This window comes from Accumulibacter sp., assembly GCF_029255145.1.
In the GTDB taxonomy this organism is placed as follows: Bacteria; Pseudomonadota; Gammaproteobacteria; order Burkholderiales; family Rhodocyclaceae; genus Accumulibacter.
In genome coordinates, this window is record NZ_JAPUVQ010000050.1 from 79,570 (window position 1) to 89,270 (window position 9,701).

The window sequence follows — 9,701 nt, forward strand, 5'->3', positions numbered from 1 at the left end:
ACACAAATGGACATTCAGCCAGACACACAGAACCTTGATCCGGCGTTTGCGACGACGGTCTCCTTCAACGTCGTGATTGTTCCAGGAATCACGACGTTGAATTTCAGCCTAAAGGCTGCTCAATCCTTCGCCGAATGACGAGATGGCGAAGTACACAACCAACTACGTCAACCTGATCGCCGACAACCTTCGGGATCGGTACAAGAGTGGCTTTCCGATCCTGAAGGAACTGGTCCAGAACGCGGACGATGCGGGGGCGGGAAGCCTCGTCTTCGGACATCACGCTGGTTTTACCGCGGGTGCTGACCATCCGTTGCTCCAAGGCCCGGCGCTTTGGGTACTAAATGACGGACGTTTCCAGCCAAAGGATAAGCAGGCGATCAAGTCCTTCGGGCTGAACGGCAAGGCTGCCGATGACGGCGCGATCGGCAAGTTCGGCCTCGGCATGAAGAGCGTTTTCCACTTGTGCGAGAGCTTCTTCTACGTTGCTTTCGACGGGCGGGACGAGCACTGCGAGATTCTGAGCCCGTGGTTCGGTGACGACAACACCTCTGAAACCCACCAGCGCTGGGAGCAGATCAGCGAAGCTGATCGAACGAGCCTCTTGGCCGTGGCCCGCGATCAAGACGAAGCTCGCAACGGCAACACGTGGTTCATGCTTTGGGTGCCGCTTAGGCAGCATGACCATCTTGCCGAACTGGATGGCAAGAAGCTGCCAGGCATTATCGACCGATTCCCCGGTGATCGCGACGCTGAGGATCTGGACTTCCTGTCGGTCGCGGACGTTGACCAGCGTTTGGGACTGCTGCTGCCGCTGCTTCGGCACCTTCATACCGCTCGCTTTGCAGGCGCGGCGGGTGGGCGCGCATTCAGGGTCCAGCTGCAACTCAGCGACGACGGCACGCGCCGCTTGGACCACGAGAACGATCGTCTGCAATGCGCCGGGACCGCGGCTGATCAACGCCCAAGGCCGGAGCATTTGCGGTTCTTGGTGTCGCAACGCGTCGCCACCTCGTCGGAGCCATTCGCGTCGCTTCGTAGCAATGACAGCTGGCCCAAGTCCATAGCGATCCTGGATTCGGGAAAGTGGGGCAGCGTTCCGGACAAGGCGCGCCCGGAAGGTGCTGTGATGTTTGCACATGCAGACAAGCGCGTCGGACGCCTCGTGCTGCAGTGGGCTGTTTTCTTGCCGACCGAGGAGCTGCGTCTGAACTATGTCGCGCAGATGCCGAATACGTCCCGGGAGCACCGCGTCGTACTACATGGGCAGTTCTTTGTTGACGCCGGTCGGCGCGGCAGTGCGGACTACGAACAATTGCATGTGCCCCGTGAAAATCTGCCACGCCATGCCTCGCAGCAGCTGGTGTTGCAGCACTGGAACCAGTCCCGGGCGCAGGAGGTGGTGCTTCCGGAGTTCTTGCCCGCACTGGACGCCTACGCACGCGCGAATGGGTTGCGCGACGAGGAACTGACCGCGCTCACCGGCGCCATCGCAAAGTGTGCCCCTGATGGCGAATCCGCCGCGACGGGCTTTTTCAAGGCGTTTGGCGCACATGTTTGCAGGCAGGTTGCATGGGTTCGACGCTTGAGCGCGGATGGCCCATCTTGGACCTTGGTTCGGCTTGACGCCGCCAGGATGTTGCCTCTTCCAAATCCATCCATGCGAGACCACTCTCGGCCGTGGCAAGCGCTGCCCGGACTTGCAAAGCTTAGTGGTGTGGTCTTTATCGACAACGATGCGCCTTCTCTCGCACCTGCGCCATCGACTTGGGACGAAGCGGCGCTGCTTACCGCGCTGCAAGGCGTTGGCGCGAAGACCTTGGCGAGCGAGACCTTGCTCGGGTACCTCATCCAGTTCCTGGAGATGGAGCAGACGCCCTATGTCGGCACGAGCCGGGTCCAGGATGCGCTGGTGGCGTTGCTCAGGGGAGTGATGCTCCAGATCGAGTTGCCGGCTGTTCGCGCCAACCGCGCGCTTTTTCAGAAGCTGGTGTCGTTCCTCGCCCCGGATCGACGGCTGTCAATCGGCCCTCAAGGTGTGGCGGCGAAGGGTGCCATCCCAGAGCAACTCTACCGCAAGCTGGTGGCGGCTGACACCCATGCTGTGCTGCTCCCGGGTGATCTGGGCGCGCCCCCGGGCAAGCCTGCGACTGCTCCGCGAGAGAGCGATGTTGCAGCATGGCTGACCACCCTTCACCGTGAAATTGAGCGCCTGGAGCGCGGGGCAACGGCTGAGCACGGCACTGTGGAGTCCGTCTTGAAGGCGGCGGAACAGCTTATCGAGGCACTGGGCGATGACGGCAAGCAAGTGCCGTTCATGCTCAGCCATCGTGGGCTGCGGGTTCTACGCGCGACTAACGTCAGGGACCGTTCTGTTACCGGCGTGTCGCTGGAAGACCTGCTTGGGGTGCACCAGCGACGCCTGCTTTTCAAGGTCTCCGATGCCGTAAACCGATTCGGGCACCTCCCAGCGCTCGCGGCGGCATTGCCGAAGTCGGCGCCTTTGATTGTCGATCGTGCTGTCGTGGCGTTTGTACAAGCCGACGTGGAATCCTCGAAGCAGCTGGTGCCCGCCAGCTCGGATATCACGTCCATGCTGGTGGCGATCGGCGCTGCGAACGCGCCGCCCGCGCTCGGGGCGTTGGATGCGAGACGGGCCTTGGTCAGGTTGGCGACGGCGGGCGACTTGGCAGTTCCCGAGGCCGCGAAGGCCCTACGGTACCTCTTGCATGCTTCGCCAAGTCACTTCCTATCCACCAGCGATCCTCTTTGGCTGGAGCCTGGCGGTGGCACGACGCCATGGGTCAAGCTTTGGCGCATGGTCGATGCCGACACTTGGAACGTGTTGCCCAGCGACCTCGGTGATCAGATCCCGGGTGCGCTGTGGGTCGCTTTGGGTCTCCGACAGGTCGAGGAAAGCACTGTCACAAGTCGACTGCGGCACGCGACGGATTTCACGCGGGTGGAAGCGCGAGAATTTTCCACGGCTGAACGGGACCTGATCCTCGGGCAGGTGAAGGATCAGACGGCGTGGCATCGGTTGCCGCTGCATTTCGACACGGAAGGTACCTTCGGCGGCATAGATGAAAGATGCTATTTGGGTGCCTGCCCGAAACTGCCAGCAGGCGTATCCCACCGATTGAGGTTCATCGTCCCGTCCGATGGCGCCGACCACTATTCGAACCAGTCTCGTTGGATCCCTGCGTGGTCTGCAGTGGCCGCTGTCAATTTGGTACTGGCCGAGCCCAGGCCCGAAGAACACTGGCACTACATTCTCGATCAGTTGCCCGACCCGTCTCGGCACTCAAGTGAGTTACTTCCCTTGCTGCGCTCCAAACGATGGGTTCCGTTGCGGGCAGGCGGCTTCATTGCGCCCGACAGCGTGATTCGCGTTGCCGGCTTGGAGGCCGACATCGCCGCGCTTTCTGAGAAGTGCGACTTTGCCTACGCTGGCGAGGATTCGCTCGCTGACGCGGTTCGCGCCAGCGTAGGCTATAGCCGACTGCTGAAGCTCTTTCCCGAAGGCCAATCGGCCTTGCCGGTGCTGGCCCAGATGATGAGCGCCGTCGACCTGTCGGTCGGTGCCTGCGCATTGACGGCTCCAGAAGCTCTCGTGAACCACATTTCGTCATTAACGCGGCTGGAATCTCTGCCTGCGTGGGCGATCATCGAGCGCGCTTTGGTGTGCTTGGACCGAAACGCTGTGATTGCGGATCTGGTCAAGGGCATCGCGTCGCAGTTGCCGCAACTTCAGGCCGAGGCTGTGCTGAATGAAATCAGGGCTCTCGGCACAGAGAAAGTTGCTGTCGACCTCTTCTTGAGATACCTGGCAGAGTGGCGAAACTGTTCCACCTCGATCGAGAAGCTGCAGGCATCGCTGCCGGCTCTGCATCTACTCGCCATGAACGGCCAGTGGGCACGTGCAGACACCTTGGCCACGGATGTTTTCGGGGTCGAAGAATCGAGGCTCTTGGATGACCGCCAGACAGGCATCCTGAGCGGTGTCATCACTCGAAACATCGGCACGCCTCCGACGGATGCACTCGGGCCTGCAGCTGGCACGCCGGTGTACGACGCCAGTGCGCTGGTGCAGGAATTAACGAAACTGTTCGAGCCACTTTCCGCAACAAGCGCGCCAGGCGCGGTAGGGGCATTACTCGGCTTGATGGGGCCAGCCGCCCGTCCCATGGCGGAAACCTGGCTGCAGCCCTTGGCCTTTGAGGACTATTTGAACTTTCTTGGCTGGGTCGACCCAGGTTGGGAAGAAGGGCCTGAACGGCGTCGGCGGACGATGGGTGACATGACAGCCACACAAGCGCTGAATGTGGTGAAACCGGTAGTCAAAATCGCTGACGGAAACAAGGTTGCGGTCAAGTCGCTAGTCGGAAAGCGGCTTGAACTGACCTTGCTGCCCGACGACCAGGCGGACACATTGCTGGTCGGTGACCTCTCCTGGCAGATCAGCTACGGGGTCGTGATGACCTTTCGCCCACTGGAAGACCTGGCGACGCGAGGCGTCGAGGATGTCAAGCGGCTGCTCCAACAGACAGCCGAGCATCTGCTCGTGCGCGTGTTTAATCAACCGCATGCGAATCTTGACGCGCTTTGGGCATCATTCGCGGAAGCTGACCAGATCACGCTGTCGGTTGCACGCCAACTCATTTTGGAGAGTCTACAAAACTCGCTGCAGCAGCTTCCCAGGGTACGCAGGCATCCCACTATCGAGGCAGCACTTGGGCGGGTTGACAAGGCGCGTCGCGATCGCGCGAGCGCTCAGGAACATGGGCGCAGGGGCAGCAACGCCGAAGATGTCTACCGGTTGGCGGTCCAAGGGCTGGGTGAGGTGGTCGCCAGCGACGGTGACGTACAGAAGGTGATTCTGGATGGGATCCGCGAGCGCATTTCGGACAACCAGTATGAAATTTCAAGCATCCCCTTCGAGCTGTTCCAGAACGCGGACGATGCCGTCACTGAATTCCAGCAGCTGCAGGTGGCTGACGGACGTGCCCCGTTCGATCCAAGTGCGATAGGCCGCTTTGTCGTTGAACAAACCGACGGCGTAGCTCGCTTTCTGCACTGGGGGCGCCCGGTGAACTTCACCGGGCGCGGTATCAACGTCCGGTCAGAGTTCGGGAGCGACCTGGAGCGGATGTTGATGCTAGGAGCTACGGCCAAGAGCGATGCTGAAGAAGTGACGGGCAAGTTCGGGCTCGGCTTCAAGAGTGTGCTCCTTGCGACGGACTCTCCACGTGTTTGGAGCGGCGATCTTTCTTTCAGGGTGGTAGGTGGCTGCCTGCCAGAACGATGGGTGCCGGGCGGCCCGACCCGGGAATCGCAAGCAAGGCACCTGGGGACTGGGAAGGCGCTGCGTACGACGCTCGTAGAACTTGCTGTGCCTGACAGTTCCAAACGCAGTGAACTCGGGGAGCGATTCTCCACACTCGCTGGCCTGCTGCCAGTGTTCGCTCGCCAGATTCGTAAGGTAACCGTCGATGACGAGGTTCATCATTGGTTACCAAAGGTGATCGTTGCGGGCGAGTGTACGGTCTCAGTCGGCAGGTGCCGGCTTCCTGTTCGGAGCGGATTTGTCACCTCCCGAATCTTGGTCTTCGAGTCGTCGCTTGGTTCCGCGGTCTTGCGTCTCGGTAACGACGGCGTAGCTACCTTCGAACGCTCCGAGCGACACCCGGTACCCGCCATTTGGGTTACAGCGCCAACCGGTGGCACCTCCGCTCATGGACTTGTCCTGAACGCCCCTTTCCAGATCGACACTGGCCGCGCCAATCTCGCTTCCGGGCGCGCCGCGAGGCGAAACGCTGAGCAGGCCAAAAGGCTCGCGCAGGTAATTAGCATCGGGGTTGTCGCGTTGCTCAAAGAGAGCCGCAGCGATTGGTCCGTGTGTGGAGCCGATCTGGGTTGCACAGGGTCACAGAGTGCTGCCATTTTTTGGGCCAGCTTCTGGCAGTCGGTGAACCTCTCGGATCTACCTGACGATCCTTCGGAGGATGCTCGCCTGCTGCACGAGTTTTCGCTTGCCTTGTTCAGTGCGATTCTGGAGGCTACCGGCGATGTGCCCAATGGGCTCCCTGGCCCAGATGCGGCTTTCGCAAGGGTTCCGGCGCTTCGGCTGTCGGTCGATCTCGACCGGATGAGGGATGTTCTGCCTGTGGTCGCAGAGTGGCCCATCTTCGCTCAGACGCATCCAAAGTCCACGTGGTGCAGTGATGAGGTCGCGGCATGGCTGAAGTGCGCGGATCAGGGTGAGCAGCCAACACTGCTGCCGCTTGATCGAGCGGCGCTGTTCTCGCTGCTCCCCGAGGCGTGCATGTCTCCGGATGATATCAAGCACATCGCGGCTGTGATCGACAAGTGGCCATCAGGCCTGATGGAAGATTATGGCTGGCGCACCGGGTTCGAAAAGGTTCAGCTACGCGCTAAAGACGGCACGTGGCAAATGAGCCGACTCCTTCTGCGTGAGGGGCATTCTGGAGTAGACCTTCTGGCCTTGTTTGCACCACCTAATGCCAAACTCGATGATGAATATTGGGTTGCGCCGGCAGCGTGGGATACGGTACTGCAGTACCTGCCAAATGCGTCCTTTGATCCGTCCACTGTCGCAGGCTGGATCATGGCTGCCCGAGGTGTTGAGGTGCAGCAGGCCGCGGTGCGGTGGATCCTTGCGAACTTGTACAGTCATCAGACCATCGAATATTTGCTGTCGCGTCGGCATAACGCTGGTTGGTTGTTTGCGCTGGCACCCGACTCGGAAGCCATCAAGGAGCTCGACGAATCAGGTCGCACTATCTTGCTGACCCGGCTTGGCCTCGTGACCATCAGCGATGAAGAAATTGTCGACGACTACGCGATGTTTCCTGACCTGCATGCCATCCATGCTTGGTGGAAGCAAGAACAGCATGCGAGATTGCTGGCCTATGACAGAGATTTGTGGCCGGCACATGCCAATCGGGACGCACTGAGTTCCACCCCGTTCAACCGACAGGCTTGGATGATGGTGTTCAGCCTTGGTCTGATGCGCCGGATTGGTCGCGTCACCGATGCGCAGAACAAGGGATTTCTGGAGTATTTGCACTCGCGGGGGTGGTGGGCAACGATCTGTGAGGGTTCGCCGGATCTCAATGCAGAGGGCTGGATGGGCATCCTTCGAGAGTACGGCGAGATCCAGGAGGACTCACCGTTGTTCGAGCAGTGGATGGACCTTTTCCCGCGCCTCTATCGAGTTGCTCGGTGGCTGGATGTCTACGTCCACATCTTTTCAACGGTCGATCTTCGAGAGTCAAGCCAGACCCGGAGCCTTCTGGCCCCTAGCGCAGACGCCTCATTGAGCGGTTCGGGGATTGACGCGCCGACGATGCGCGGCATGCTTCGGTTGGGTCAACATCTGATCATCAGGGAGTTGCTACGCGCTGGTCTGCTTGGAGGGCCTGTCGCTCGGGCACTAGCGTATATGCCGAATGAGAGTCTCTGCGCCATGATGGAGGGCATGGGATACGATCGCCCGACTACTAGCCAGGAGATCTATCAGGCCCTGGTCGACGAGTTGGGAGAAGAGGCAGCGCATTTCGACGGTGCGTACGACATACCTCTTCAGCTTGTTGCGTCGGACGCTGCGTTGCGTGCCCGAGTGCTTGCGCTTAACGGGGGAGGACCGCTGTGAATGAACAACAAACTGTGGGTGAGGGCGAAAGAGCATGAGCGAAACACTGCGACCTCTCCACCCGGGTGCCAACGTCAGGCATCAACGCCATGGTATTGGCCAGGTGATGCTGACGGACAGAGATACCGCCGTCGTCAGATTCACCCATGGCATCGAGCAAGTCCTGGCGTCGGAACTGCTGGTCATTACCTCCCTCGACGATGCCATCCGAACCCAGGAGACAGCGCCCTCACTGGAGGTTGCCTTGCGAGTTCAGGCCGCTGCGATCCGATCGGTAAACGATTCCTGGGGTGTGTTCACCAGGTCGAGGATTTCGCTCCTGCCTCATCAACTTTGGGTTTGCCACCGCGCCCTTAAGACCTGGCCAATCCGGCTGCTGATTGCGGACGATGTCGGCATGGGGAAAACGATCGAAGCGGGTTTGATTTTGTGGCCGCTCTTGGCTAACCGCACCGTGCAACGACTCTTGATACTTGCCCCTGCAAAGCTGGTTGAGCAATGGCAACAGCGTCTCAAGAAGATGTTCGACATCCGGGCTGCCGTGTATCACCCCGACCTGGATACCCACAAGTCTGACTTTTGGGGCATCCATCAGATCGTCATTGCGTCGCTGCCCACACTCAGAGCGGACCACAAGGGAAGGCATGATCGTCTGTTGGAAGCTCCTCAGTGGGACATGCTCATCGTTGATGAGGCGCATCACCTGAACGCTGAGGAGGGCGCAACAAAGACCCACGGGTTTGAACTCGTAGAGAAGCTGCAAGCAGCTGGCAAGACGCCGTCATGTCTGCTGTTTAGCGGAACGCCTCACCGTGGAAAGGCTTACGGTTTTTGGTCACTTATGAGCTTGCTGGATCCCCAGGTATTTGGACCGAAGAGAAACGAAGGCTCTATGTTGGGAGCCTTGCCAAGGTTTCTTATCCGGAACGCGAAGCAAAAAGCAACGGATATGAAGGGTAATCGTCTCTTCGTGCCAATTGAACAGTTCCCGGAGACCTTCACCTATTCGCGGGAGGAGGAATCGTTCTACGAACTGATGTCCAGCTTCATCATGGCCGGTAAGGCGTATGCATCAAGCCTTGGAAAAGTGGAAGGCGGGCAGGTGATGCTGGTGTTGATTGCGCTGCAGAAACTCGCGTCGAGCTCTGTTGCCGCAGTCCTGTCGGCTTTGGAGACTCGACGCGGTCGGCTGGTCTCTATGGCCGCAAAGACCCGGGCCGAACTAGACAGTCAAGCTGACGATTCGTCTTCAGACGACGCTGGGCGCGTCTTCGAGGAGTGGCTCCGTAATGACAAGCGCAATCGCATCCAACTCATGGAAGACGAGGGGCGCCATCTTGACGATCTGTTGGCCGCTGGCCGCGCGGTAGTCAGCGAGACTAGAGTTGCAAGGGTTCTCGACGTCATCAGCAAGCGGTTCACAGATCAACCAGTCTTGCTCTTCACTGAGTACAAGCGAACGCAAGCTCTCGTTGTAGCGGCACTGATGGAACGATTCGGCAGACAGTCCGTTGGCTTTATGAATGGCGACAACAGGCTGGAAGATGTTCGCCACCCTGATCGTAGCGTGATTGCACTGTCGGCTCGGCGAGAAGATACCTGCGACGCATTTAACGCAGGGCGGCTGAGGTTCCTGGTGTCGACAGAGGCAGGCGGGGAGGGGATTGACCTTCAGGAGCGTTGCAGCGCGCTGATCCATGTCGATCTGCCTTGGAATCCGATGCGCCTGCATCAACGTGTGGGCCGATTGAATCGGTACGGTCAAACCAAGCCAGTTCGGGTCGTATCGCTTCGGAATCCCGATACGGTCGAATCGATGATCTGGGAAAAACTCGAGAGCAAGTTCAGATTTCCTGATCTCGGAGGAAACCCGGTTGGCACTTTAGACGAGGGCGAAGGTCATTCTTGCCCCGGTTTCCGGATGCGGGAAATCTTGCAGGGTGAGTTCCTCGCGGAGCGCGGCGATAGCGCGATCATGAGCTGGGCTGGCCATCCGGTGAATTTTGATGGTCAGGGTGTTGGCCAG

General features: G+C 59.6%; 3 protein-coding genes. All 3 read left to right on the top strand.

Annotation, left to right across the window (positions count from 1 at the left end; translation table 11 throughout):
- Positions 1–6 precede the first annotated feature (6 nt).
- Entirely contained in the window at positions 7–138 is a 132-nt protein-coding gene (locus Q1L50_RS05725) for a hypothetical protein (protein WP_300336622.1), read from the top strand.
- A 4-nt stretch (positions 139–142) separates the two neighbouring features.
- Positions 143–7,675 carry a hypothetical protein gene (locus Q1L50_RS05730; RefSeq protein ID WP_300336624.1) on the top strand — a complete coding sequence of 2,511 codons (7,533 nt, stop codon included), beginning with the start codon at positions 143–145 and terminating at the stop codon, positions 7,673–7,675.
- A gap of 34 nt (positions 7,676–7,709) precedes the next feature.
- Positions 7,710–9,701 (top strand): DEAD/DEAH box helicase (locus Q1L50_RS05735; RefSeq protein ID WP_300336626.1); only part of this gene is annotated, 1,992 nt, incomplete at its 3' end.

Excerpts from the sequence above, each read along its gene's own strand:
- Q1L50_RS05725 (WP_300336622.1), top strand. The coding sequence starts at position 7 with ATGGACATTCAGCCAGACACACAGAACCTTGATCCGGCGTTTGCGACG.
- Q1L50_RS05730 (WP_300336624.1), top strand. The coding sequence starts at position 143 with ATGGCGAAGTACACAACCAACTACGTCAACCTGATCGCCGACAACCTT.